This window comes from Xanthomonas sp. NCPPB 4037 (assembly GCF_041475695.2).
GTDB lineage: Bacteria > Pseudomonadota > Gammaproteobacteria > Xanthomonadales > Xanthomonadaceae > Xanthomonas > Xanthomonas campestris.
The window spans coordinates 4,807,631-4,831,741 of the sequence record NZ_CM191261.1; the positions used below are offsets into that span (position 1 = coordinate 4,807,631).

Below are 24,111 nucleotides of genomic sequence, written 5' to 3' on the forward strand. Positions count from 1 at the left end.
AAAGAGACGAAATGACGGGTTTTTGTCGCAAAAAAAGGGTCCGGTTTCCCGGACCCTTCCCCCTCCCGGGGTCGGCACGCTGGCGGCCCGCTGCAGGCTAAGCCGCCTTCTCGCCGTGAAACTGTGCTTCTTCGGTGGAGCCACGCAACGCGGTGGTCGAGGACTGCCCCTGCTGGATCGCCTGCGTCACTGCATCGAAGTAGCCGGTGCCCACTTCGCGCTGGTGCTTGACCGCAGTGAAGCCACGCTCTGCGGCCGCGAATTCGGCTTGCTGCAGCTCGACAAAGGCACTCATCTGGCTGCGCGCGTAGCCGTGGGCGAGGTGGAACATACCGTAATTCAGCGCGTGGAAGCCGGCCAGGGTGATGAACTGGAACTTGTAGCCATAGCTGGCCAGTTCGGTCTGGAACCTGGCGATGGTGGCGTCGTCCAGGTTCTTCTTCCAGTTGAAGCTGGGCGAGCAGTTGTAGGCCAGCAGCTTGCCGGGGAACTTGGCATGGATGGCTTGCGCAAAGGCGCGGGCAAACTCCAGGTCCGGCTTGCCGGTTTCGCACCAGATCATATCCGCGTACGGCGCATAGGCCAGGCCGCGGCTGATGGCCTGGTCCAGGCCGTTGCGGGTCTTGAAGAAGCCTTCCACAGTGCGCTCGCCGGTGGTGAAACCGCGGTCGTTGTCGTCCACGTCGCTGGTGATCAGGTCGGCGGCTTCGGCGTCGGTGCGTGCGATCAAGACAGTGGGCACGCCCAGCACATCGGTGGCCAGCCGCGCGGCATTCAATTTCTCGATCGCCTCGCGGGTGGGCACCAACACCTTGCCACCCATGTGTCCGCATTTTTTCACCGAGGCCAGCTGGTCCTCGAAATGCACGCCGGCCGCGCCAGCTTCGATCATCGCCTTCATCAGTTCGAAGGCATTGAGCACGCCACCGAAACCGGCTTCGGCGTCGGCCACGATCGGCTGCAGGAAGTCGATCGCATCATCGCCTTCGGCATGGTGCAACTGATCGGCGCGCAGCAAGGTGTTGTTGATGCGCTTGACCACCGCCGGCACCGAATCGGCCGGGTACAGCGATTGGTCTGGATACATCTGCCCGGCCAGATTGGCGTCGGCCGCCACCTGCCAACCGGAGAGATAGATCGCCTTCAAGCCGGCCTTGACCTGCTGCATCGCCTGGTTGCCGGTGAGCGCGCCCAAGGCGTTGACGAAGGGCGTGGCATGCAGCGATGTCCAGAGTTTGTCCGCGCCCAGCCGTGCCAGCGAATGCTCGACGTGCACGGTGCCGCGCAGGCGCACCACATCGGCGGCGCTGTAATTGCGGGTGATGCCGGCCCAGCGCGGGTGGGTGGCCCAGTCATGCTGAATCTGTTCGGCGGTCTGCAGCGGTGTGCTCATCGTGCGTCTCCTCGGGCAGGGATGGGGCAAATGCAGCGGTGTTGGGCGGTGTGATGTGGTGCGATGCTGCGTGATTGCAGGCAAGGCGTTGCCGTTGCGCGCAGCACACAGCTGCAACGCGGGTGTTTTCGGGTACATCGGTGTGCGTGCATGCGCCTGCCGTAGCCGGCGCATGCGCGGGGCGGTCAGTCGATCAGGCGATACGCTGGAACCGTGAGAAAGTCGGCCAATTCCTGGGCGCGGCTCAGTTGGTCGAGCAAGCTGATGGCCTCGGCGATACGTGCGCCGCCCGGCATGCCAGCAGTGGTGCCCAGGCGCGCCGGCAACTGCCGCAGAGTGGTGTCGAGCAGGTGTTGATCGATGGCGGTGCCGTCATCGAGATGGCGGCCGTGATGCAGCCATTGCCACAGTTGCGCGCGGCTGATTTCCGCAGTGGCCGCATCTTCCATCAGGTTATGGATGGGCACGCAGCCATTGCCGTCCAGCCACGCGGCCAGGTAACGCACGCAGACCTCGACATTGCCCTCGAAACCGGCGCGGGTGATGCCGCCGGGCGGTGTGGCAACCAACATGTCGGAGGTGATCTGCACATCGTTGCGCAGCACATGGTGTTGATGCGCGGTGGGCATGTGCTCGTCGAATACCGCCATCGCCACCGGAATCAGTGCCGGGTGCGCCACCCAGGTGCCGTCATGGCCGGCACTGACCTCGCGCAGCTTGTCGGCACGCACGCGCGCCATGGCCTGTTCGTTGGCGGCCTCGTCGTGGTTGATTGGAATCTGCGCGGCCATGCCGCCCATTGCATGCGCGCCGCGACGATGGCAGGTCTTGATCAGCAGTTCCGAATACGCCTTGAGAAACGGCTGGGTCATGGTGACCTGGCCACGCTCGGGCAGCACGCGGTCCGGATGTGCGCGAAAGGTTTTCAGGTACGAAAAGATATAGTCCCAGCGGCCGCAATTGAGCCCGACGATGCGTGCGCGCAAGGCGTGCAGGATCTCGTCCATCTCGAACACCGCCGGCAGCGTTTCGATCAGTACGGTGACCTTGATCTGCCCGTGCGGCAGGCCGAGCATCGCTTCGATATGCGCCAGCGCGGTCTCCCACAGCGCGGCTTCTTCCATGCTCTGCAACTTGGGCAGATACAGGTACGGGCCGCGGTCCTTGGCCATCAGCGTGCGTGCGTTGTGGAAGGCGAACAGCGCCGCATCGAACAGGCCGCCGGCCATCGGCTGGCCATCGATCAACACGTGCTTCTCGTCCAGGTGCCAGCCACGCGGGCGCACGATCAGTACCGCACGTTCGTGTTCCGGACGCAGCGCGTAGTGCTTGCCGTTGGGCGCATCGAATGTGAGCTCGCCGCGCACCGCGGCCGCCAACGTGCGCTGCCCGGCCAGCAGGTTGCGCCAGGTAGGCGCGGTGGAATCTTCGAAGTCGGCCATGAACACCTTGGCGCCGGAGTTCAGCGCGTTGATGACCATCTTCGGATCGGTGGGGCCGGTGATCTCGACCCGGCGGTCCTGCAGGGCGGCCGGCAGTTCGGCCACGCGCCAGTCGCCGGCGCGGATGGTACGGGTGTCGGTGCGGAAGTCGGGCAACTGGCCGGCGTCGAACGCGGCCTGGCGGTTGCGACGCTGCGCCAGCCGCTGCTGGCGGCCGGGCTCGATCGCCCGATGCAGCGACACCAGCAGGGCCAGCGCGGCCGCGGGGAGCAGCTCGGCCTGGCCCGCCAGCTGGGTGGTCAGCGACACGCCGGGGGTGGCACGGTCAGCGGCGGCGGGACGGGCGGAAGCGGCGGTGGCAGACATTGGGGGAATCCTGGTGTGATCCGGAGCTCCAACCTGCGCCTCGGCAATTTATTTGACAAAGCAGTTTTATCAATGCTGTAAATAAGCTTGACTTATAGTTATGTTCAAATCCCTAAAGCCATGGCGCCAACCCCGCGGTTTTCCTACAAATCCGACCGTCTCAAGCCACTGCGCGCGTTCTGCCAGACGGTGCGACTGGGCTCTGTCTCACGCGCCGCTGAGGCGCTATATGTGAGCCAGCCGGCGGTGACCCTGCAGTTGCAGGCGCTGGAGCGTGACCTGGGGGTGGCGCTGTTCGAACGCTCCGGCCGGCGGTTGGCGCCCAGCCGCGAGGGCCAGCTGCTGTACGACATGGCGCTGCCGCTGGTGGAAAGCCTGGACGGCCTGCAGGCCGCCTTCAGTGAGAAGGTGCGCGGGCTGGACGCCGGCGAGCTCAACATCGCCGCCAACAGCTCCACCATCCTGTACCTGCTGCCGCGCATCGTGGAGAACTTCCGCGCGCGCCATCCGGACGTGCGCCTCACCCTGCACAACGCCATCAGCGCCGACGGCACTGACCTGCTGCGCGAAGACGCAGTGGATCTGGCGATCGGCTCGATGCTGGACGTGCCGGCCGACCTCCACTACGCGCCGGTCTACCGCTTCGAGCAGTTGCTGATCACCCCGCCCGACCACCCGCTGGCCAGACAGCGCACGGTCTCGCTGCAGGACCTGTCGCCGTATCCGTTGATCCTGCCGCCGCGCCGGCAGGTGACCTATCGCCTGGTCGATCTGGTCTTTCAGCAGGCGCGCGTGCCCTACACGGTGGCGCTGGAAGTCGGCGGCTGGGAGGTGATCAAGCAATACGTGGCGATGGGGATGGGCATTTCGATCGTCACCGCCATCTGCCTGACTGACGCCGACCGCGACAAACTCGCCGCCCGCTCGCTCAAGGACTATTTCCCCACCCGCAGCTACGGCGTGGTGGTGCGCAAGGGCAAATACCTCTCGCCGCAGGCACGCGCCTTTATCGAGCTGATCCAGCCGGACCTGTTCACCCCGCGCGGCTACGACGAGAGTGGCCACTCCGAGCGCTGAGCGCGCGCTACGCTTAGGCCTACGTCCACGCGCCATGCCCGCCACGATGACCGATCTTGCAAGCCGCTATGCCGAATGCGCCGCACCCGCCGCGTTGCGCGGGCAACTGCTGTGCAGCTGGCGATTTCGCCAGGGTGCGGTGGCGGAGGCGCCGGTGCGGGTGCTGCCTGACGGGCATGTCGACCTGATCTGGGATGGTGCGCAGCTGTTCGTGGCCGGGCCGGATCGCGCGGCCAACCTGGCCTGCGTGCCGGCCGGGCGCGTGCTCATCGGTGTGCGCCTGGCGCCCGGGGCGGCCACGGCGGTGCTGGGCACTGCATTGCACGCGCTCACCGACCAGCGCGTGGCATTGGACGCGTTGTGGGGCGCCGCCGGGCTGGCCTGGCAGCACCGGCTCGAAGACGGCGCCGACCCCGTGCAGACGCTGCAGACGCTGTGTCAGCAGCACGCTGGCCGCAGCGACCCCGCCATGGTCTGGCTATTCGCACAGTTGGCGGCCGGCATGCCGCTGCAGCTGGCCGCGCTCACCGCCACGCTGGGCATCAGCGAGCGTGGGCTGCGGCGGCGCTGCCAGACCGCCTTCGGTTATGGCGCCAAGACCCTGGAGCGGATTCTGCGGCTGCAGCGCTTTTTGGCGATTGCACGCCGGCACCGCACCCTGACCGACGCCGCGCTGGCCGCAGGTTACGGCGATGCGCCGCACCTGGTACGCGATGCCCGCCAGCTGGCCGGGCTGGCGCCGCGCGAGCTGGTGCAGCAACACGCGCGGTGAGTTGGCCGTTTTCGCCAAGCCACGGGGCCGTGCGGCCGGCATGCTGGGTCCCTCGCCTTCGCAAGGACCCGTGATGGACACCCAGCACCGTATCGACTATCTCGAATTCGCCGTCACCTCGATCGCCGCCGCCAAGGCTTTTTACGGCCAGGCCTTCGCGTGGACCTTCCAGGACTATGGCCCCGACTACTGCGAGTTCCGCGATGGCCGGCTCAGCGGCGGATTCTTCCACGGCACGCCGCAGCCCGGCGGCGCCCTGGTGGTGCTGGCCTCCGATGACCTGGCACAGAGCCAGGCGCGCATCGAAGCCGCCGGCGGGCAGATCACCCGGCCGGTGTACGCCTTTCCCGGCGGGCGGCGCTTCCACTTCACCGATCCGCATGGTTATGCGCTGGCGGTGTGGTCGAAGGACTAGCGGCGACTGCGGGGCCGCTCGGCCTGCAGCTGGCGTCGCATGAAGCGCATGAGCCGCAGGTCGTGGGCGGCACAGCTGGGCGTCTCCAGGAGTTGGGGCGCCAACGCAACGGTAGGCAGCACGGCTTGCATGCGTACGTGCCGACTCACGCAAGGTCATCTGTAGCGGCTTGCACGCGTGCCCGCCATCCAAGAGCCAACGCCCGGCACGCGCAATGCGCACTCACTGACGCGCGTACACGCCCAGGAACATGTCCACCGCCGACGCCGCGACCTGCGCCTGTTCTTCCGGCGACAGGGCCGGCTGGCCCAGGGCCAGCTGCGGCCAGAACGCAAAGCCCTTCACCAGGGCCTGCAATTGCTGCGCGGCAAAGGCCGGGTCCACTGCCACCAGGCGGCCGTCGGCCAGCGCGGCGCGTACCCAGGTAGTGGTGCCTTCCTCCTTGCTGCCCAGCTGCGCGAGCAGTTCGCGTGCCCGCGCCGGCGAGTGGATGCCCTCGGCAATCGCCACGCGGGATAGATCGATGAAGGCCGGGTCTTCCAGCAGCCGCAGCTTCTGCTGCAGCAACTCCAGCAGCTGCGGCCGCAATGGCTGGCCGGGCTGATACGCCAGGCTCACCGCCTCGGCACTGCGCTGCCACAGCCCACGCAGGATCTCGCCGAACAGCGTGTCCTTGCTGGGGAAATGGTTGTAAACCGTGCGCTTGGAGACGCCAGCGGTGGCCGCGATGCGGTCCATGCTGGTCGCCTCGAAGCCCTGCTGGCGGAACTCGGCGATCGCCGCTTCCAGGATCGCGTGACGCTTGCGGTCGGTCAGCCGCTGCGGCGCGGCGGGAATGGACGAGTGAATGGACATCCGCTGATTTTACACCGGGCAGTTTACTTTAACGCCACGGAAACTACACTGTGCAGTGTAATCACTTCCCCCGCCGACGGACTCCGCCCGTGACCACCCGTTCTTCCGCTTATGCCGCTTCGCCGCAGTTCCGCAATGGCCGGTTTCGCAACGCCCAGCCCACGCTGACCACCTCGCTGCGCCTGAGCGAGCAGCTGCGGTTGCTGTGGACGTTCTTCTTCGACAAGCCGCGCGACACCGTACCGTCCACGCCGCCGCCGGTGTTGCCGCTGACTCGCGCGCAGCTGCTCGCCGCGCCCGACCGCAGCCTGTACCGGCTTGGTCACTCCACCGTGTTGCTGAAGCTGGCCGGCGGTTTCTGGCTGACCGACCCGGTGTTCGCCAAGCGCGCCTCGCCGTTTTCCTTCGCCGGCCCCAAACGCTTCCATGCCCCGCCGATTGCGCTGGCCGACCTGCCGCCGTTGGCCGGGGTGATCCTGTCGCACAACCACTACGACCACCTGGACCGCGCCACCATCCGCGCACTGGCCGACCGCGTTGGCGTGTTCGTCGCGCCGCTGGGCGTGGGCGATTTACTGGTGCGCTGGGGCGTGGACCCGGCCAAGGTGCGGCAGTTGGACTGGTGGGACTCGCTCAACGTGGACGGTGTGCAGCTCACCGCCACGCCATCGCAGCACTTCTCCGGGCGCGGGCTGTTCGATAGCGGCCGTTCGCTATGGTGCTCGTGGGTGATCCAGCACGAGGAGCTGCGGGTGTTCTTCAGTGGCGACGGTGGCTACGCGCCGCACTTCAAGACCATCGGTGAGCAGCTCGGCCCGTTCGATGTGGCGCTGATCGAAAACGGCGCCTACGACCCGCAATGGCCGCACGTGCACATGTATCCGGAGCAGAGCCTGCAGGCGTTTCTGGATCTTGGCGCACGCACCTTGTTGCCGATCCACAACGGCACCTTCGATCTGGCCATGCATGCGTGGCAGGAGCCGCTGGACCGCATCGTGGCACTGGCCGACAGCGCTGGCGTTGCGGTGGTCACGCCCTGCATGGGCGAGCGGGTGGATCTGCAGGCGCCGGCTAATCGCGTGCGTTGGTGGCGGCAGGATGCGGCATCACAGGCGTCGGATGGGTTGGTGGCGACACGGTAACTGGCCTGAGGCATGCCGATGCGTGCCATCACGTTTTGATGGCGCACCTCGCACGCGGATGCGGGCGTCACCCGCCGCCGCGTGACGCCTTCACCAACCCTGCCATGGGAAGCAGCGCACCCGACCTTGGCGCCCACACCTCCGGGGGATTCGGGTGCAGCGACGTCGGTTCCGCTATCCGGCAAAGATGTCCCCTGTAGAGTGGTTCAATCCCTGAGCAATGCGATCCGCAGTTTGATCTTTCATCGGCAACGGTTTCGTCGCGTGCTTGAACTCGGTGCTCTTTATCGAGCCATGGCGACCACGCCGCCCCTCGACAATGCGCCCAGCTCAGGGCTGCGAGGCGATCGCATTCCTCGGCACCGGCCATTGATCGATGCCGCCACTGCATCAAGCGCCAGGAGAAATCTGATGACACCTGCTGCATCCGCCAATCCGCTCAGTCGCACTGTGTCAGCGTCAAGTGCGAACATCCATGAGATCGAAAAAGAAACGTCCCCGGATACCCCGCCCAGCCGCTCGGATGCCCAGCCCGATGGCGCATTGACCATGCTATCCCGCGCCCCGAGCAAGCGCGGCAAGGAGACCGCAGACGCCACTGCGCACGCATCTCATACGGCTAGCCACCTGCACACGGTTGGTCTGCAGATTTCGCAGCCTGTAATGCCGTCGCATCCTGGCAAAGCGTCGCTGGTGCGACTCAAAGAGAAACTGGCTGCCGACAACCACCGTGCCGTCGAGCCGCGACTGGCCGCCGAATTGATCAACAAGGTCAGGCCGATGAAACTGCCGGACACCACCGGCGTGCAGAAACGCGCAGCGACACACACAGATTTGTTGAGCCGCATCCACGAAACGGATGCGATGGCTTGGTACAAGGCGCAGGGATTGAGCGAAGTCGAGGTTTCCGACTTGCGACGCACCGCGCTGTTGTCCGGCATGCCCAATCCCACCGGTAGTTTTCTAAACAATGCGATGCAGTTCATCGTTTCGCCGTGGATCAACTACGCAACCCGTCAGCCATGGGCAGGCGCAGGGTTCGGCTTTGCAACAGCGGCCATCGCCGCACCGATGAATGCGGTCCAGCAGTCGGCGGTGGTCAGTCTATGCGAATCCATCCGCGAGCATGGCGGTCACGTCATCGTGCCGGACAAGAATCAGATCAACGATAAGCATTGGCTACCGGACCTCGCGAAGGCACTGGAACGCCACATCGAAGAATTCAGTGGGTGCTGCGACAGGTTCCGAGAACTCAAGCACGCCGCAGACCAGCGACCAACGGCGGCGTCAGCTGAACAGCTTACCGAGGCCGCTGACCACTTGCTGCAAGCCGAAGCGCGCCTGCATCAGGCCCAGCACGACTTTGTCATGACCCAGGGCGCACACGACCGGCAATGGATGGGCAATCGCTGGCAGGCCGTCCCGCGCATCCTGCGTTCGCCATTGGCGGGCACGCTGGGCCTGCTCAGCAAAACCGGCGCAATGCGGGCGCTGTCGCCGACCGCGCAGACCGTCGGTGCCCTGTTGATGACAGCTGCGCAGCATGTGGCCGCCGGCTTCGACGAACAGGCAAAACAGGACTACAACAACAAGCTCAATCTGCTGTACGCCGATGTATTGACCGAGACAGGTAAATTGAAACTTGCACGTGGCGAGCCGGTTGCGGCAGAGGAGATCGATCAGACCAAACTGCGCAAACTGATCCAGTCGCCCACGCAGGCTCTGGTGAAACGCGTCATCAACGGACTGGTGTCGATGGAAAAAGCGCTCAACACGGAACTAGCCACGTCGCCCTCGCCGCAGGGGACGGCGGACGCCGACAACCTGGATCTGGAATCGGGCCACGGCACCGGCCCGGCGAAGGCGCTGAATTTGCTGCGCCAGGATCTGAAAGCCTTGCGCGAAGGCAAGTTGGACGAACTCCATCCAGACGGTGTCGCTGCAGCGGTGCTGCTCGGCGCCGAGAAGTCGGTGGTGTCGGAGCAACTGATCAACGATATCGCCAAGAAGTACACCTCGCGCGAGTTCTCCGCACAGACCGCCCAACGCATTGGCCAGATGTTCCATCTCGGCGTGCTGGGCAGCGCGGCATCCTCGGTGATCGGCAAGGCCAGCTCTGCGGCGCAGGGTGGAACGCGCAACGTGCCGACCGCACAGACCCTGGCGATCTCTGCCCTGTCCGGAACCATGGCTACGGTCGGCGCGCTGAATCAGCACACCGCCATCACCGTCAAGAACAATCGCCGCGAGGGCGACACCGACATCGGATTGAAGCAGCAAGTCTTACGTGGCGTGATGGGGGGGGCCAACGAAGCGCTGTCCCAGCGTCGGGCGACCACGGCGAGCCGAGCGATCAACGCGCTACTGCAAGGCAACGATGTGGAACAGCTGTTGGGTCAGGCCAAGGCGCTCACCCAACCGCCCGGTGCCACGTCCTCCGCAGCGCAGGGCGCGCCGTCGCTGACCCTGCCGCAGGCGGTGGAGCGGCTGCGTCCGGGAGCAGCGTCCACATCGCAGTCGCACGAAGTGATCGTGCAGATCGGGGACGATCAGGCGCCGCAACCGGCATGATGCGGCACCGACCGCGGCGCATCAAAAGCGACGCAACAAAAACGGGATGGCCGCAAGGCCATCCCGTTTCGATCATCGCCTGCATCCGCGTGCGTCGTGCACGCGGGTGTCTCACTCCGTCAAACCACGATTCTCCAACAGCGCCTTGACGCTGGGATCCTTGCCACGGAAATCCCGGTACAGCGTCGCCAGATCCACCGTATTGCCACGCGAGAGGATCTTGGCGCGGAAGGTGTCGCCGTTCTTGCGGGTCAGGCCGCCGTTTTCCTTGAACCACTCGAATGCATCGTCATCGAGCACTTCCGACCAGAAATAAGCGTAGTAGCCGGCCGAATAACCGCCGCCCCAGATGTGGTCGAAATAGGTGCTGCGGTAGCGCGGCGGGACTTCGGCCAGATCGACCTTGAAGCGCTTCAAGGCATCGGCCTCGAACTTGCTCACGTCCTGCAGCGGTGCATCGGCCGGCTGGGTGTGCCAGGCCAGGTCGAGCAATGCCGCCGACAGGTACTCGGTGGTGGCGTAGCCGCTGTTGAAGGTCTTGGCCTTCTTGATCTTCTCCACCAGGGCATCGGGCATCGCTGCACCGGTCTGGTAGTGCTTGGCGTAGTTGGCGAAGACCTTCGGGTCCGAGGCCCAGTGCTCATTGAACTGCGAGGGGAACTCGACAAAGTCACGCGAGGTGCTGGTGCCGGCAATCGAGGGGTACTTCACCTTGGAGAACATGCCATGCAGTGCGTGGCCAAACTCATGGAACAAGGTGGTGACGTCATCAAAGCTCAGCAACGCCGGCTGGCCCGCGGCGGGCTTGGTGAAGTTGCACACGTTGTAGACCACCGGCTTGGTGCCGGTCAGCCCGTCCTGCTCCACGAACACGTCCATCCAAGCGCCACCGGACTTGCTGTCGCGCTTGAAGTAGTCGGTGTAGAACAGCGCCATCGAGGTGCCGTCCGCATCGAACACTTCGTACACCTTCATATCCGCGTGATAGGTCGGGATGTCGGTGCGCTGCTTGAAGGTGATGCCATACAGCTGCGTGGCTGCGTAGAAAACGCCGTTCTGCAGCACGTTGTCCAGTTCGAAATACGGCTTGATCTGCGATTCGTCCAGGTCGTACTTGGCCTTGCGCACCTGCTCGGCGTAGAAGTCCCAATCCGCCGCAGCCAACTTGAAACCGCCCTGCTGCGCATCGATGACCTTCTGCATCTCGCCCACCTCGCGACGCGCCTTGGCGGTCGCCGCCGGCACGGTGTCGGTCAACAGCTTGAGCGCGGCCTCCGGCGTCTTGGCCATCTGGTCGCCCAGGCTGTAGGCGGCGTAGCTGTCGAAGCCGAGCAGCTTGGCTTTTTGCGCGCGCAGCTGCGCCAGCCGCTGGATGGTCTGGCGGGTGTCGTTGGCGTCGCCCTGTTCGGCACGGGTTTGCGAGGCCTTCATCACCTGCGCGCGCAGGTCATGGTCCTTCAGCGAAGCCAGCACCGGCTGCTGGGTGGTGTTCTGCAGGGTCAGCAGATACTTGCCATCGAGCTTGCGCGCCTTGGCGGCATCGGCGGCGGCGGCGATGTCGCCCTCGCTCAAGCCATCGAGCTTGGCCTTGTCGTCCACCACCACGGCGGCGGCAGCCGAGGCGGCCACCAGCTTGGTATGGAACTGCGTGGAGAGCGTGGTCTCCTCCACGTTGAGCTTGCGCAAGGTGGTCTTGTCGGCGTCGGACAGCTGCGCGCCAGCGCGCACCAGTTCTTCGTAATGGCGTTCGACCAGGCGCTTCTGTTCCGGCTCCAGGCTCAGCGTGTCGCGCTGGTCGTAGATCGCCTTGACGCGTGCGAACAGCTTGGGATCCAGATTGACCTCGTCCTGGTGCGCGGCCAACTTGGGCGCCACCTCTTCCTGGATTTTCTGGCGGGCGTCGCTGGTATCGGCCTGCACCAGTCCAAAGAAAATGCGCGAGACGCGAGTGAGCGTTTCGCCGCCGCGCTCCATCGCCTCGATGGTGTTGTCGAAGTTGGCCGGCTCGGGGTTGTCGGCAATCTTGCGCACGTCCGCCAGGTGCTGGCGCATGCCTTCCTCGAACGCAGGCAGGTAATCGCTGTCCTGGATCTTGTCGAACGGTGGCGCCTGGAACGGCAGCGTGCTGGCGGTCAGCAGCGGGTTCGGCGCGGCATCCGGGGTCTGGGTGGTAGCGGTCTTCTCGGGCACGGTGGTGGACTCCTTACCGGACGAATCTTTTCCAGAACAAGCAGCCAGCGCCAGGGTGATGGCAGCGGCCAGAACGACGGTACGCGACATGGCGTGTAATTCCTGAGTGGGTAACAGCAGCCGGCCACGCTAGCGGGTTTCGTCGCGTGTGGCATGTGCCGTTGGATTGGATGGATGAACGCCGTGGGGCTGCGAGATCGCGTGCAGTCCAGGCGCCATCGCCTGGGCCGCCGCTGCGTCGTCATGCGCGCCGGATGCGGTGATGGGCTGGCATACGCCAGCCTTCGCAACGTGCTACTGGGCAAGCGCGGCAGCGTTACAGCGCCTCGTCCTTGAAGATCGCCACATGCGCAGTGCCATCGGCACCGATCCAGCCGCGGTACATGCCCTCGGTATTGAACGGAAATGCGGCATTGCCCTGCGCATCCAGCGCAATTGCGCCACCGTCGCCGCCGGCCTTGGGAATCTGCTGATCGATGACTGCCTCGGCCGCCTGTTGCAGCGATTGCCCGGCATATTTCATGCGCGCGCAGATGTCGTAGGCGGCCACCGCACGGATATAGAACTCGCCCCAGCCGGTGCCGGACACCGCGCACTGGGTGTTGGCATAGGTACCGGCGCCAATGATGGGCGCATCGCCCACGCGGCCGTAGCGCTTGTTGGTCATGCCGCCGGTGGAGGTGCCGGCGGCCAAGTGTCCTTCGCGATCCAGCGCCAGCGCACCGACAGTGCCGAAGTGCTTGGCGGTTTCCAGGTCGAGTGCGGCCTGCGCCTGGCGGTCGCCGGCCTCGGCCTTGCGCGCTTTCTGCAGCTGTTGCCAGCGTTTTTCGGTACGGAAATAGCTGGGATCGACCAACGCGATCCCCTGCTCGCGCGCGAACTGCTCGGCGCCGTCACCGACCAGCATCACATGCTTGGAGCGGTCCATGACACTGCGCGCCAACAGGATGGGGTTCTTGACCGTGTGCACGCCGGCGATCGCGCCGGCCTTGCCGCTGGCGCCGTCCATGATCGCGGCATCGAGTTCGTTCTTGCCATCGTGGGTGAACACCGCACCGCGCCCGGCGTTGAACTGCGGCGCATCCTCCAGCACGGTGATGGTGGCGGCCACCGCATCCACCGCGCTACCGCCGCGCGTCAACACCGCATGGCCAGCACGCAGCGCGCGTTGCATCGCCTCGCGTGCCTGCGCTTGTTCCTCTGGCGACAGGCTGGATTTCTCCACACCGGGCCGGTGGCCAACAGCAGCAACGACAGGCACAACACGCGGGCAGATGACATTGGCGTTCCTCGCAAGGCGTGGCCGGCGCTCGCCACCACGCAAACAGGGGATGGTGGGCTCAGAGCGTATCGCGGTGCTTGCCGCGCCATGGGCGGTACCAGGTGCGCACGGCGGCGATATCGGCAGCCATGTCGGTGCCGGTCCAGAACGGCTCGCCGATGCCCACGGTCTTGCTGGGGTAATCGAAATACACCGGCAGGATCGGCACCTTGGCATCGGAGGCGATCTTCCAGAACCCCGCCTTCCAGTTTTCGACGCGCTTGCGCGTGCCTTCCGGGGTGATCACGTACCACATCTGCTCGGAGTTGCGGATCAACCGCACCGCCTGGCCAATGGTGCCTTGCGGCGAGCTGCGGTCCAGCGGGATGGCGCCGAGCTTGCGCAGCAGCGGCCCCAGCGGCCACCAGAACAGCTGCGCCTTGCCCAGCACGCGCACATCGAAGCCGAGCGCGAACTTGGCCGCAAAGCCGAGAAAACCGTCCCAGTTGGAGGAGTGCGGCGCGACGATCATCACCAGCTTGGGCTCGTCGGGCAGCCGGCCGACCAGCCGCCAGCCGGTCAACCGCAGCGCGGTGCGGCCGAGCCAACGGCCGAAGCGGCCATGCGCACGCGGCATGCGTGGCGGTGAGGGTTGCAACAGGATGTTGGCCTGCGTTACCGGCGGCAACGACGGGTCAGTGTCACTCACGCTTACTCCCAGTGGGACGCAGAGCGTCCACGTTTAATCTGGCTACGCTCACGCTTGGCATCCAGCCGCCGTAGCTTGGCACCATGGCTCGGTTTGGTGGCCACGCGGCGCTTGGGCACCGACAGGCATGCATTGATGATCTCGGCCAGCCGCTCGCGCGCATCTTCGCGGTTACGGTCCTGGGTGCGGAACCGCTGCGCATCGATCACCAGCACGCCGTCGGCGGTCATGCGGCGATCGCGCCGCGACAGCAGGCGCGCGCGCAACGGTTCCGGCAGCGACGGCGAGCCGGCCACATCGAAGCGCAACTCCACCGCCGTCGACACCTTGTTGACGTTCTGCCCACCGGCGCCGCTCGCGCGCACGAAGCGCTCGACGATCTCGCCGGGCGGGATCGCCAGGTTGGGGGTGATCTGGATGGGTTCACTGGCCATGCGCCGGATTGTATCGGGACGGGCGTGGACGCGCGCGCGAACGCCGGCGTCATCCCGTATGCTGCGGCCGGTCCCCCGACTGCAGGATGCTCCGATGACACCCACCGCTTTCATTTCGGCCCGCCATGCCCGCCGCCTGCTGGTGCTGCTGGCGCTGGCACTTGCCGCGCCGGTGGCCTGGGCCCAGGCGCCCAGCGATGCCGACGTCAACCGGCTGCTGGCCGCTTCGCGCGCGCAGACCATGCTCGACACCATGCTGCCGCAGATCGAAGCGATGCAGCAGCAGCAGTTCGCCCAGCTCACCGCGCAGCGCCAGCTCGATGCCGACCAGCAGGCGCAGCTGCAGCGCATCCAGGAGCGCACCCGCCAGACCGTGCGCAAGGCGCTGTCGTGGTCGGAGCTGCGCCCGATGTACGTGGACCTGTACAAGCGCTCGTTCTCGCGCGAGGACGTGATTGCCATGGCCGAGTTCTACGAGAGTTCGGCTGGCCAAAGCCTGCTGGACAAGACCCCTGCACTGACCCAGAACCTGATGGGCGCCATCCAGCAGAAGATGCTGCCGCTGTTTACCGACCTGCAGAAGGATCTGGAACAGATCGTCAACACTCCGGCGGCGCCTGCGGCGAAGCCGTGAGGGGCTGGGAGTCGGGAGTTGGGATTGGGGATTCGTAACCGCGTGATCCCTGCGGCGAATGCGGATGAGGATGCGAATGAGGATGCCAGGTCGATCGCGTTGACGATTCCGGCGGTGCCCCAGCTTTCCTCCAGTGGGAGAAGCCTGCTCCAGCCCCTCTTCGCCGGGAGAGGGAGTTGGGGTGAAGGCGGTAAGCGGCGAAGCAGCACGTGCATCCAAACTCCACCTGGTTCGCTCGCACCCTCATTCGCCCCTACGGGGCACCTTCTCCCGAGGGGAGAAGGAACAGTCAAGCCACTCTCCACCGGGAGAGGGAGTTGGGGATGAAGGCGGTAAGCGGCGAAGCAGCACGTGCATCCAAACTCCACCTGGCTTCGCTCGCACCCTCATCCGCCCCTACGGGGCACCTTCTCCCGAGGGGAGAAGCAACAGTCAAGCCCCTCTCCCGTCGGGAGAGGGGTTGGGGTGAGGCTACGGCTGCCTAGAAACTTTGCCGTTCGACTTTGAGGCACGGACAGATCAATGACCATGCCGCATCACTGCACGTGTGTCGTGCCGCCTTGCACCCCCGCCACGTTCCACCCGAACAACGCACACGCTTTCGCAAACTCCACATCCAGCGGCGCCACCACGCTGATGCGCCTGCCATCGGCCGGATGCGGGAAGCCCAGGCGTTCGGCGTGCAGCAACATGCGGTGGATGCCGAGCATGCGGAAGCTGCGGTTGTGGCGGCCATCGCCATGGCTGGTGTCGCCGATCATGTGATGCGACAGGTGCTTGAGATGCCGGCGGATCTGGCGAAACCGCCCGGTCTGCGGTTGGCAGCGCAGCAAGGCATAGCGCGAGGTGGCAAAACCGGTGGACGGGATCTCCAGCTCGCCGGTGGCCAGGCGCTGGAAATGGGTCACCGCCGGCTTCTTGATCGGTTTGCCCGGGCCGCCGTCCAGGTCGTGGTCGACGATGAGCTGTTCCTCGGCGGGCCAGCCGCGGCAGATGGCCAGATAATCCTTCTCTACTTCGCCGGCCATCAGGGCCTTGCCCAGCGCGCTGGCGGTGTCGCGATCGAAGGCCAGCAACAGGCAGCCGCTGGTGGCGCGATCGAGCCGGTGCACCAGAAAGATCGGGCGGCCCAGCTGCACGCGCAGGCGGTCCGCAAGAAAATCGTCCTCCCCGCGCGCCAGCTTGCTGTCGTGGACCATCAGGCCCGCGGGTTTGTCGACAACGGCCAGGACGGCGTCCTGGTAGAGAATCTGCAATGGATCAGGGGATGTGCTCACCGGCGGATTATCCGCGTCGCCGACAGCGCATGCCACTGCGTTGCCGCACCACGAATCGAGGGCCGCGCTGGGGCTCCGCTGCAGGCACTGCCGAAATGCAGCCGAATGCAGCGGGCCACCTATCGCAATGTGTCAGCGGCGTAGCCAGGCGATCAGCAAGGCGACCGAGCCGGCACCGCCGCTGATCCAGCTCCACACCGGCACCGTGCCCAGATACCAGCCGTCCGGATGCAGGCCATACAACACGGCCGCCACTACTAGCAGCCCGCTGCCAGTGATGGCGGTGACCACGCGGGTCTGCAGCTTGCGCAGGCTCAGGTCCAGCGCACGCAATTCGCTCGAGCGGATGTCCAGCTGGTGCCGGCCTTCCACCTGCTGCTTCAACCAGCTATGCACCAGGCGCGGCATGTCCGGCGCGTGGGTCATGATCTCCGGCAGACGCTTGCGCAACTCGCCCAGCACGCGGCGCGGGCTGTAACGCTCGCGCAGGATGCGTTCGAGCACCGGCCGCGCCACGGCCCAGATGTCGAGTTTGGGATCGAGCTGGCGGCCCACGCCCTCGATGTTGAGCAGCGTCTTCTGCAGCAGGATCAGCTGCGGTTGCAGCGTCAATTCATAGCGCTGCGCCACGCGGAACAACTTGATCAATACCTCGGCCAGCGAGATCTCCGACAACGGCCGGGTGAAGTACGGCTCGCACACCGAGCGCGCGGCCGCTTCCAGCTCGTCGATACGCACGTTGGACGGCATCCAGCCCGCCTCCACGTGCAGCTCGGCCATGCGGCGGTAATCCTTGTGGAAGATCGCCATGAAGTTCTCTGCCAGGTAGTACTGATCTTCCTGCGAGAGCTGGCCCATGATGCCGAAATCCAGCGCAATGAAACGCGGATTGAGGCGCCGCTCCGGGTCCGAATCGACCCAGATGTTGCCGGCGTGCGCATCGGCGTGGAAGAAGTTGTCGCGGAACACCTGCGTGTAGAACACGCGCACGCCCTTGGCGGCCAGCGCCTTGCGGTCGATGCCGGCGGCGTCGAGCTTGGCCACGTCATCGGACGGGATGCCGTACACGCGCTCCAGCGTGAGCGCACGCTCGGCAGTGTGCGACCAGATCACCTCCGGCACGTACAGATCGTCCGAGCCTTCCCAGAACCGCCGCAACACGCTGGCGTTGGCGCCTTCGCGCTGCAGATCCAGTTCGGCCGACAACGTGCCTTCGATCTCGGCCACCACTTCGCGCGGGCGGATCTTGTCGGCGCGTGGATGGGTACGCTCGACCAGCGTGGCCAGCGAATGCAGCAGCGCGATGTCGGCGTCGATCTGCCGCTCGATGTCCGGGCGCAGCACCTTGACCACCACTTCGCGGCGCACACCATTGGCATCGGGCGGCAAGGTGGCCGCGTGCACCTGCGCGATCGAGGCCGAGGCCAGCGGCGTGGTATCGAAGGCGGCAAACGCCACGCTCACCGGCAGCCCCAGCGCGCGCTCCACGATCAGGCGCGCGGCCTCGCCGTCGAATGGCTTGACCCGGTCCTGCAGCAAGGTGAGTTCTTCGGCCACGTCCGGCGGAATCAGGTCGCGGCGGGTCGACAAAATCTGCCCGAACTTGACGAAGATCGGGCCCAGTTCCTGCAGCGCCAGCCGCAAGCGCGCGCAGCGCGATTGCGCGGCGATTTCGGCACTGGCGCGCGGCACGAACGGCTTGGCCAGGCGCAACCAGCGCTCGGCCGGGGTGCCTTCCAGCAATGCGTCCAGCCGATAGCGCAGGATCACCCGGCCGATGCGGCTTGCCCGCAGGATCGCCTTCATGGCGTGCCTCCAGCCGCAGACAGGCGATTGATGCGCGCAGCCAGGCGTTCGACAGCGTCGCGCAGCTCATCCACGTCGTCGTGGAAGGCCTCCAGTTCGGCGCGCGGCACCACGTCGCGCGATTCTTCGGTGACGAATTCGGCTGCGCTCTGCGCCAGGTCGGTGGCGCTGCGGCGGGCCTGCTGCAAGGCGCTGCGCACGGCGCTGGCGATCTGCACGCCCAGGATCTCGCCGAACACCGCCACGAACGGCAGCTGCCAGTCCGGATCGAAACGCCCGGCCAGTTGTTGCAGCTGGCGCGCCAGCTCGGCATCGCCGGAGACCTTGAGCCGGCCGGCCGGCGCCCCGCTGCGGCGGGCATTGGCCAGAAACGGCAGCTGCCCGAGCAAGCCGGCCAGGCTGCTGCGCACCGCCAGATCCGGCTCCTGGGTAGCATCCACCGGGCCCACCAGCAGCCGCCGCTCGTGCACGCGGATCTGCAGCGCCAGCGCGGGCGCCTCCAGGGTCAGTGCAATGCGCTGGCCTTCCAGCGGCAGCAGGGCATCGCGGGTATCCGGGTCCAGCGCCAGCGCGCGGTTGAGCGCGGCCTGCAGGGCCTGGCCGGCGAGCGGCTTGAGTGAGTTGAAGAGTGATCCGGGCATGGGCGCATTCTACCGTCCCTGCATGTCGCAATCGCTTGACGGGCGCGGGCCGGGCCATTGCATCGGCAGGCCGATGCATGTGCCACGGCTCGGGCAGGCACCCGGCGCTTCCGTTCGGCACCGCGCCGGCGGCATCCTGTGCCGCTTCCGTGGAGCAATGACAGGAGCAGGTATGCGCAGGATTCGGGTCGGGCTCATCTTTGGCGGCAAGTCGGCCGAGCACGAGGTCTCGCTGCAATCGGCGCGCAATATCCTGCAGGCGCTGGACCCGCAGCGGTTCGAGCCGGTGCTGATCGGCATCGACAAACAGGGCCAGTGGCACCTCAGCGCACCGGAGAGTTTTCTGCTCGATGCCGACGACCCCAGCCGCATTGCGCTGCGCCACAACGGCCGCGGGCTGGCTGTGCTGCCCGGTGCGGCCAGTGCGCAGCTGCGCGCGGTGGATGCCGAACAGGCGCTGGCGCAGATCGATGTGGTGTTCCCGATCGTGCACGGCACGCTGGGCGAAGACGGTTCGCTGCAGGGGCTGCTGCGCATGGCCAACCTGCCGTTCGTGGGTTCCGGCGTGCTGGGGTCGGCCGTGGCGATGGACAAGGACATGGCCAAGCGGGTGCTGCGCGATGCCGGCCTGGAGGTGGCGCCGTTCGCATGCTTCACGCGCCACACCGCTGCGCAGGCCGACGTGCAGACGCTGATTGCCCAATTCGGGCTGCCGCTGTTCGTCAAGCCGGCCAACCAGGGCTCGTCGGTCGGCGTCAGCCAGGTCCGCAGCGCTGAGGAGTTCAGCGCGGCATTGGAGCTCGCGCTGCGCTACGACCACAAGGTGCTGGTGGAAGCGGCAATCGCCGGGCACGAGATCGAATGCGCGGTGCTGGGCAATGCCACGCCGCAGGCCAGCGTGTGCGGCGAGGTGGTGGTGCACGACGCGTTCTATTCGTACCAGACCAAGTGCATCCGCGACGATGGCGCAGCGACGGTGATTCCCGCCAACATCGACGCCCACACCCAGCACCGCATCCAGCAGTGCGCACTACAGGCCTATCAGGCGCTGGACTGCGCCGGCATGGCGCGCGTGGATGTGTTCCTGTGCGCGGATGGGCGCATCGTCATCAACGAGGTCAACACCCTGCCCGGCTTCACCCGCATCAGCATGTATCCCAAGTTGTGGGAGGCAAGCGGGCTGGACTATCGCAGCCTGGTTACGCGCTTGATCGAGCTGGCACTGGAGCGGCATGCCGACGATGGGCGCCTGCACAGCAGCGTGGTCACGCACGCATGACCGCGGCACGGGTGCGTGCAGTGCATCCGCACGATCACGCAGCACTGTTGGCACTCAACAACGCCGATGCCAGCGCCTTGTCGTGGCTCACACCTGATGCGCTCGCCAGCCTGTTGCAGCAGGCCTGGCACGCACGGGTGGCGGATCCGGCCGATGCCTTACTCATCGCGCTGGATCAGGACGCCATCTACGCCAATGCGAACTTCGCCTGGATGGCCGCACGCTTTGCGCGCTTTGTCTATGTAGACCGTATCGTGGTTGCCGCGCACGCACGTCGACGCGGCTTGGCAACACAGCTGTATGACGAACTCATCCGTGACGCGCGCACCGCAGGCCATAAGCGCCTGGTCTGCGAAGTCAATCTGTTGCCTGCCAATCCACCCTCGTTGGCACTTCACCGGCAGTTGGGTTTTCAGCCGATCGGCGAGGCCGTATTGGAAAGCGGAAAACGCGTGCAATACCTGGAAAAAGCGCTGTAATTAGCGAATTCTGCGCGCCGCAAAAGCGCACGGCCCGCCTCCTTGCGGAAGCGGGCCGTGTGATCGTCAACCGGCAGCGCCGCTGCCGTGACGTGCCGCGGACTAGACCTTGCCGCGACGGAACATCGAGATCACGGCCAGGATCAGGAACACCACGAACAGGATCCAGGCGATGTTGGTCGCCGCACCGGCGATACCGCTGAAGCCCAGCACTGCGGCAATGATGGCGATGACGAAAAAGATGATGGCGTAATGCAGCATGGCAATGTGTCCAGAAGTTGTCGTGCCGAATCGGCGCAGGCGTATCTTGTGGATGTGCCAGTCTTTATCGAGTGATGGAGATGTCGCGGGAAGATGAGGATCGCAGCCGTTGCAGGCCCTCTTCGATGCTGATCTGCGGCACATAGCCGAAGTCACGCCGCGCCGGTTCCATGCTGTACCAGTGCGGCGTGCACAGCTGCTCGACCAGAAACCGCGTCAGCGGCACTTCGCCTGGCAGACGCAACAGTGGCCACAATGTTTCGCACACCGCACCGATGCGGTACGCCGTTTTGAACGACAGCGAGCGCGTCACCGCCGGTGCATCCACCGCCGCCAGCAAACGGTTGAGCAGCTCGCGCATCGGCAACGGTTCGCCGTTGGAGATGAAGTACGCCTTGCCTGCGCACGCAGCGCCCGGCGCCAGATGCGCGAACGCATCGAAGTGCGCCTGCGCCGCATTGTCGATGTAGGTGCTGTCCACCAGATTGCTGCCATCGCCAACCATCCGCAGCCGCCCGGCGCGCGCACGTGCCGCCAGACGCGGCAGCAAGTGGTTGTCGCCCGGCCCCCAGATCAAGCGCGGGCGCAACGCAACGGTGGCCAGCTGTGCATCGTTGGCTGCCAGCACCGCGCGTTCGGCAATTGCCTTGGTCGCCGCATACGGCGCGCGCAGGTCTTCGCCATACGGCACGTCGTCCGCGCCCAAGCCTTCCACCGGATTGGTGGCGCGATGGGTCACGCTGGGCGTGGAGGTGTAGATCAAGCGCGGTACGCCATTGGCACGGCACGCATCAAGCACGTTCTGCGTGCCCACCACGTTGGCCTGGTGATAGCTGTCGTAGCTGCCCCACGCCCCGGCCTTGGCCGCGTTGTGGAACACCGCATCGATGCCGGCAAGTGCGTGCCGCACCGCCTGCGGGTCAGCCAGATCGCCACGGATCTGGCCCACACCCAAGGTGTGCAGCACCGGATAGTCACCACGCTGAAAGCTCACCACCTCGTGTCCACGCGCCACCAATCCACGGCACAGCGCCTGCCCGAGAAAGCCGCCACCACCCGTTACCAGAATCTTCATCACATCACACCGATTGCAGAAGGGAACACACGACAGCGGCAGACACTTGCGCTGGCGATACGCCTGCGCCTGACAGCATCGCCCTGCTGCCTGCACTTACACACGTTGTTGCGCCGCCCAGATCGCAAGCTTTTCGCGGCCGATCTTGGCGTTGTGGCGGATATCCACCGGGAAGCCGGAATGGCGCAGAAAACGCGCTATTCCTGCGGTGTGCGGGTGCGCAGCGCCCAGCGCGCGCAATGCGGTTTCCACTTCGGCAAAGACCGATGCCGCAACGCCGGGCTGCAACTCCACGCACAGCACCGGTTGCTGCTGACCGGGCGCGCCGACACCCACCAACGCGGTCCGCCGCACCTGCGGATGCACGTTGAAGATCGGCTCCACCTGTTCGGTGTAGAGCGGGCCGGTGGCGGTTTCCACGCGGTGGGTCTTGCGGCCGCAGAACCACAAGCGCCCCTCGGCATCGAAATAGCCGACATCGCCCATGCGGTGCACGACGCGCTCGCTGCCGTCGCTGCAGCGCTCGCGGATCTTGGCGCTGCGCGTGGCCGCATCGCGGTTGAAGTAGGTGTCGGTGGTGGTGGGGCCCGCCACGGTGATCTCGCCCACCTCGCCCGCTGCCAGCACACGCACACCGCTCCACTCGGGAATCGCCGCGTCGTCGATGGCAATGATGCGCACCTCGTTGGGTGCAACCACCTGGCCGACACAGGTGCCGGCGCCGGCCTCGGTGGCCGTGCGCGTGGCATCCAGGGTGCGGCCTTCGATCGCTGCCACCGGCAGGCATTCGGTGGCGCCATACGGCGTCCAGAACTGCGCATCGGCCGGCAGCAACGCGCGGATCTTGGCCACAACATCCGGCGGCACCGGTGCGCCGGCCGAGGTGGCCAGGCGCACGTTCGGCAATGGCTGGCCGTAATCAGCCAACACGCGCATCAATGCCGGCGAGCCGAACAGCTGCGTCACACCAAAGCGCGTCATCGCATCGTGCAGCTTGCGCGGATCGGCGGTGGCCGGACGGGTTGGGTCCATGTCCGGGATCACCGAGGTCAGGCCCAACGCGGGATCGAACAACGCGAACGGCGGAAAGGTCGGCAGGTCCACGCCGCCCGGCTGCATGTCGAACGCGTTGCGCAGCAGCTCGATCTGCCCGACAAAATGCCGGTGCCGATACACCACGCCCTTGGGCACGCCAGTCGAGCCACTGGTGAACAGGATCGCCGCCACGTCGTCGGCCGCGGTATCGGCCAGCTGGCTGCCGGCACCGGCGCCATCGCGTTCCACGCGTGCCAGCGTCACCCCACCCCAGCCATAGCGGCCGCCCACGGTGACGATCTGCGTGGCCGACCGTGCCCAGCGCAACAAGCGCCGTGCCAGCTGCGCGAGCGGAATGCCGATGAAGGCCTGCGGCTGCGCTTCGTCCAGGCATTGCTTGAGTGCGCGCTTGTCGATGCCCGGATCCACCAGCACCGGCACCGCACCGGCCTTGAACAAGGCGAACATCAGCAGGAAGAACTCCGGCGACGGCCGCACCATCACCACTGCACGTACGCCACGACCGATGCCGTGCAAGGCCAGACCGGCAGCAATCGCATCGCTGCGCGCATCCAGCTCGGCATAGCTCAGGGTGACATCGTAGGCGGCCATTCCATTGGCACCGCGTCCGCCCGGGCAGCGGATAGCGATCTGATCGGGGCGCTCGCGCGCCAGTCGCGGCAGCGAGGCGGCGATATTGCAGAGAGTTGTCATGCATCCATTATCACCCATGCGCGCCTATGGCACCGGTCGCTTGCGCTTGCAACATTCGGTCGCATGCATTGGCTGGCTCGCAATGCTGCAGAGAGGCCGCTCGCAGCGTGCCTGCATGCACAGCTGAAAGTGCGATGCATCAAAACGCTGGAACATCGACTGGAACAGTGCGCGTAATCGCCAGCAAACCTTGCACGCTACCGGGCGTTTTCTGGCAAGTCCGGTGATCCGCCGGCCACCAGCAACCGCCACCCGCATGAACCGCTAACCCGCCTGCACGCGT

The 24,111-nt window shown here is 65.9% G+C and carries 21 protein-coding genes; 8 read left to right on the plus strand and 13 right to left on the minus strand.

What is annotated here, in order from left to right; translation table 11 throughout:
• Nucleotides 1-97 precede the first annotated feature (97 nt).
• Together aceA and aceB are read right to left on the minus strand one after the other, a co-directional pair.
• Entirely contained in the window at nt 98-1,393 is a 1,296-nt protein-coding gene (aceA, locus tag ACCQ01_RS21130) for an isocitrate lyase (protein ID WP_228432768.1), read from the minus strand.
• A 185-nt stretch (nt 1,394-1,578) separates the two neighbouring features.
• A complete protein-coding gene (gene aceB / locus ACCQ01_RS21135; protein ID WP_228432769.1) occupies nt 1,579-3,201 on the minus strand; it encodes a malate synthase A in 1,623 nt (540 codons plus the stop codon).
• Nucleotides 3,202-3,321: 120 nt separating this feature from the next.
• On the opposite strand from aceB, the gene ACCQ01_RS21140 reads away from it, so the two are divergent.
• From ACCQ01_RS21140 to ACCQ01_RS21150, 3 genes are all read left to right on the plus strand, one after another.
• The gene (locus ACCQ01_RS21140) at nt 3,322-4,278 is read left to right on the plus strand and encodes a LysR family transcriptional regulator (protein WP_228432770.1); all 957 of its coding nucleotides are present in this window, start codon (nt 3,322-3,324) and stop codon (nt 4,276-4,278) included.
• Nucleotides 4,279-4,324: 46 nt separating this feature from the next.
• Complete coding sequence (locus ACCQ01_RS21145; protein ID WP_228432771.1) at nt 4,325-5,050, plus strand: helix-turn-helix domain-containing protein; 726 nt, start codon at nt 4,325-4,327, stop codon at nt 5,048-5,050.
• Between the two features lie 73 nt (nt 5,051-5,123).
• A complete protein-coding gene (locus tag ACCQ01_RS21150; protein ID WP_372358835.1) occupies nt 5,124-5,465 on the plus strand; it encodes a VOC family protein in 342 nt (113 codons plus the stop codon).
• A 222-nt stretch (nt 5,466-5,687) separates the two neighbouring features.
• Here ACCQ01_RS21150 and ACCQ01_RS21155 read toward each other — a convergent pair whose 3' ends face one another.
• Nucleotides 5,688-6,320, minus strand: coding sequence for a TetR/AcrR family transcriptional regulator (locus ACCQ01_RS21155; protein ID WP_012437039.1), 633 nt, complete (start codon nt 6,318-6,320; stop codon nt 5,688-5,690).
• Between the two features lie 89 nt (nt 6,321-6,409).
• Here ACCQ01_RS21155 and ACCQ01_RS21160 point away from each other — a divergent pair, with 89 nt between their 5' ends.
• Both ACCQ01_RS21160 and xopN read left to right on the plus strand, forming a co-directional pair.
• A complete protein-coding gene (locus ACCQ01_RS21160; protein ID WP_228432773.1) occupies nt 6,410-7,462 on the plus strand; it encodes an MBL fold metallo-hydrolase in 1,053 nt (350 codons plus the stop codon).
• Between the two features lie 411 nt (nt 7,463-7,873).
• Nucleotides 7,874-10,033, plus strand: coding sequence for a type III secretion system effector XopN (gene xopN / locus ACCQ01_RS21165; protein WP_168958606.1), 2,160 nt, complete (start codon nt 7,874-7,876; stop codon nt 10,031-10,033).
• Between the two features lie 111 nt (nt 10,034-10,144).
• Here xopN and dcp read toward each other — a convergent pair whose 3' ends face one another.
• The 4 genes from dcp to arfB form a co-directional block, all read right to left on the minus strand.
• Nucleotides 10,145-12,313, minus strand: coding sequence for a peptidyl-dipeptidase Dcp (gene dcp / locus ACCQ01_RS21170; protein WP_228432774.1), 2,169 nt, complete (start codon nt 12,311-12,313; stop codon nt 10,145-10,147).
• A gap of 226 nt (nt 12,314-12,539) precedes the next feature.
• Nucleotides 12,540-13,499: an isoaspartyl peptidase/L-asparaginase family protein gene (locus ACCQ01_RS21175; protein ID WP_228432826.1), complete on the minus strand. Its 960-nt coding sequence runs from the start codon at nt 13,497-13,499 to the stop codon at nt 12,540-12,542.
• Between the two features lie 64 nt (nt 13,500-13,563).
• Nucleotides 13,564-14,193 (minus strand): lysophosphatidylcholine acyltransferase, encoded by a 630-nt coding sequence (locus ACCQ01_RS21180; protein WP_011035483.1) that lies wholly within the window; start codon nt 14,191-14,193, stop codon nt 13,564-13,566.
• A gap of 2 nt (nt 14,194-14,195) precedes the next feature.
• Entirely contained in the window at nt 14,196-14,627 is a 432-nt protein-coding gene (gene arfB / locus ACCQ01_RS21185) for an alternative ribosome rescue aminoacyl-tRNA hydrolase ArfB (RefSeq protein WP_011035482.1), read from the minus strand.
• Between the two features lie 58 nt (nt 14,628-14,685).
• Between arfB and ACCQ01_RS21190 the strand changes: the two genes are divergently transcribed.
• Entirely contained in the window at nt 14,686-15,261 is a 576-nt protein-coding gene (locus ACCQ01_RS21190; protein WP_228432775.1) for a DUF2059 domain-containing protein, read from the plus strand.
• 536 nt (nt 15,262-15,797) lie between these two features.
• Here the strand turns inward: ACCQ01_RS21190 and ACCQ01_RS21195 are convergent.
• The 3 genes from ACCQ01_RS21195 to ACCQ01_RS21205 form a co-directional block, all read right to left on the minus strand.
• Nucleotides 15,798-16,574: a pseudouridine synthase gene (locus ACCQ01_RS21195; protein ID WP_323370323.1), complete on the minus strand. Its 777-nt coding sequence runs from the start codon at nt 16,572-16,574 to the stop codon at nt 15,798-15,800.
• A 96-nt stretch (nt 16,575-16,670) separates the two neighbouring features.
• Nucleotides 16,671-18,344 carry a ubiquinone biosynthesis regulatory protein kinase UbiB gene (gene ubiB, locus ACCQ01_RS21200; RefSeq protein WP_228432776.1) on the minus strand — a complete coding sequence of 558 codons (1,674 nt, stop codon included), beginning with the start codon at nt 18,342-18,344 and terminating at the stop codon, nt 16,671-16,673.
• Nucleotides 18,341-18,985: a ubiquinone biosynthesis accessory factor UbiJ gene (locus ACCQ01_RS21205; protein WP_012437030.1), complete on the minus strand. Its 645-nt coding sequence runs from the start codon at nt 18,983-18,985 to the stop codon at nt 18,341-18,343. The genes ubiB and ACCQ01_RS21205 overlap by 4 nt, the downstream gene beginning before the upstream one ends.
• A gap of 172 nt (nt 18,986-19,157) precedes the next feature.
• Between ACCQ01_RS21205 and ddlA the strand changes: the two genes are divergently transcribed.
• The gene (gene ddlA, locus ACCQ01_RS21210; protein WP_228432777.1) at nt 19,158-20,264 is read left to right on the plus strand and encodes a D-alanine--D-alanine ligase; all 1,107 of its coding nucleotides are present in this window, start codon (nt 19,158-19,160) and stop codon (nt 20,262-20,264) included.
• Complete coding sequence (locus ACCQ01_RS21215; RefSeq protein ID WP_228432778.1) at nt 20,261-20,743, plus strand: GNAT family N-acetyltransferase; 483 nt, start codon at nt 20,261-20,263, stop codon at nt 20,741-20,743. The genes ddlA and ACCQ01_RS21215 overlap by 4 nt, the downstream gene beginning before the upstream one ends.
• A 102-nt stretch (nt 20,744-20,845) precedes the next feature.
• Here ACCQ01_RS21215 and ACCQ01_RS21220 read toward each other — a convergent pair whose 3' ends face one another.
• The 3 genes from ACCQ01_RS21220 to oleC form a co-directional block, all read right to left on the minus strand.
• Entirely contained in the window at nt 20,846-21,004 is a 159-nt protein-coding gene (locus ACCQ01_RS21220; protein WP_003468167.1) for a DUF1328 domain-containing protein, read from the minus strand.
• Nucleotides 21,005-21,068: 64 nt separating this feature from the next.
• Nucleotides 21,069-22,079: a 2-alkyl-3-oxoalkanoate reductase gene (gene oleD, locus ACCQ01_RS21225; RefSeq protein WP_042596725.1), complete on the minus strand. Its 1,011-nt coding sequence runs from the start codon at nt 22,077-22,079 to the stop codon at nt 21,069-21,071.
• A gap of 96 nt (nt 22,080-22,175) precedes the next feature.
• The gene (gene oleC / locus ACCQ01_RS21230; RefSeq protein ID WP_228432779.1) at nt 22,176-23,828 is read right to left on the minus strand and encodes an olefin beta-lactone synthetase; all 1,653 of its coding nucleotides are present in this window, start codon (nt 23,826-23,828) and stop codon (nt 22,176-22,178) included.
• Nucleotides 23,829-24,111 lie beyond the last annotated feature (283 nt).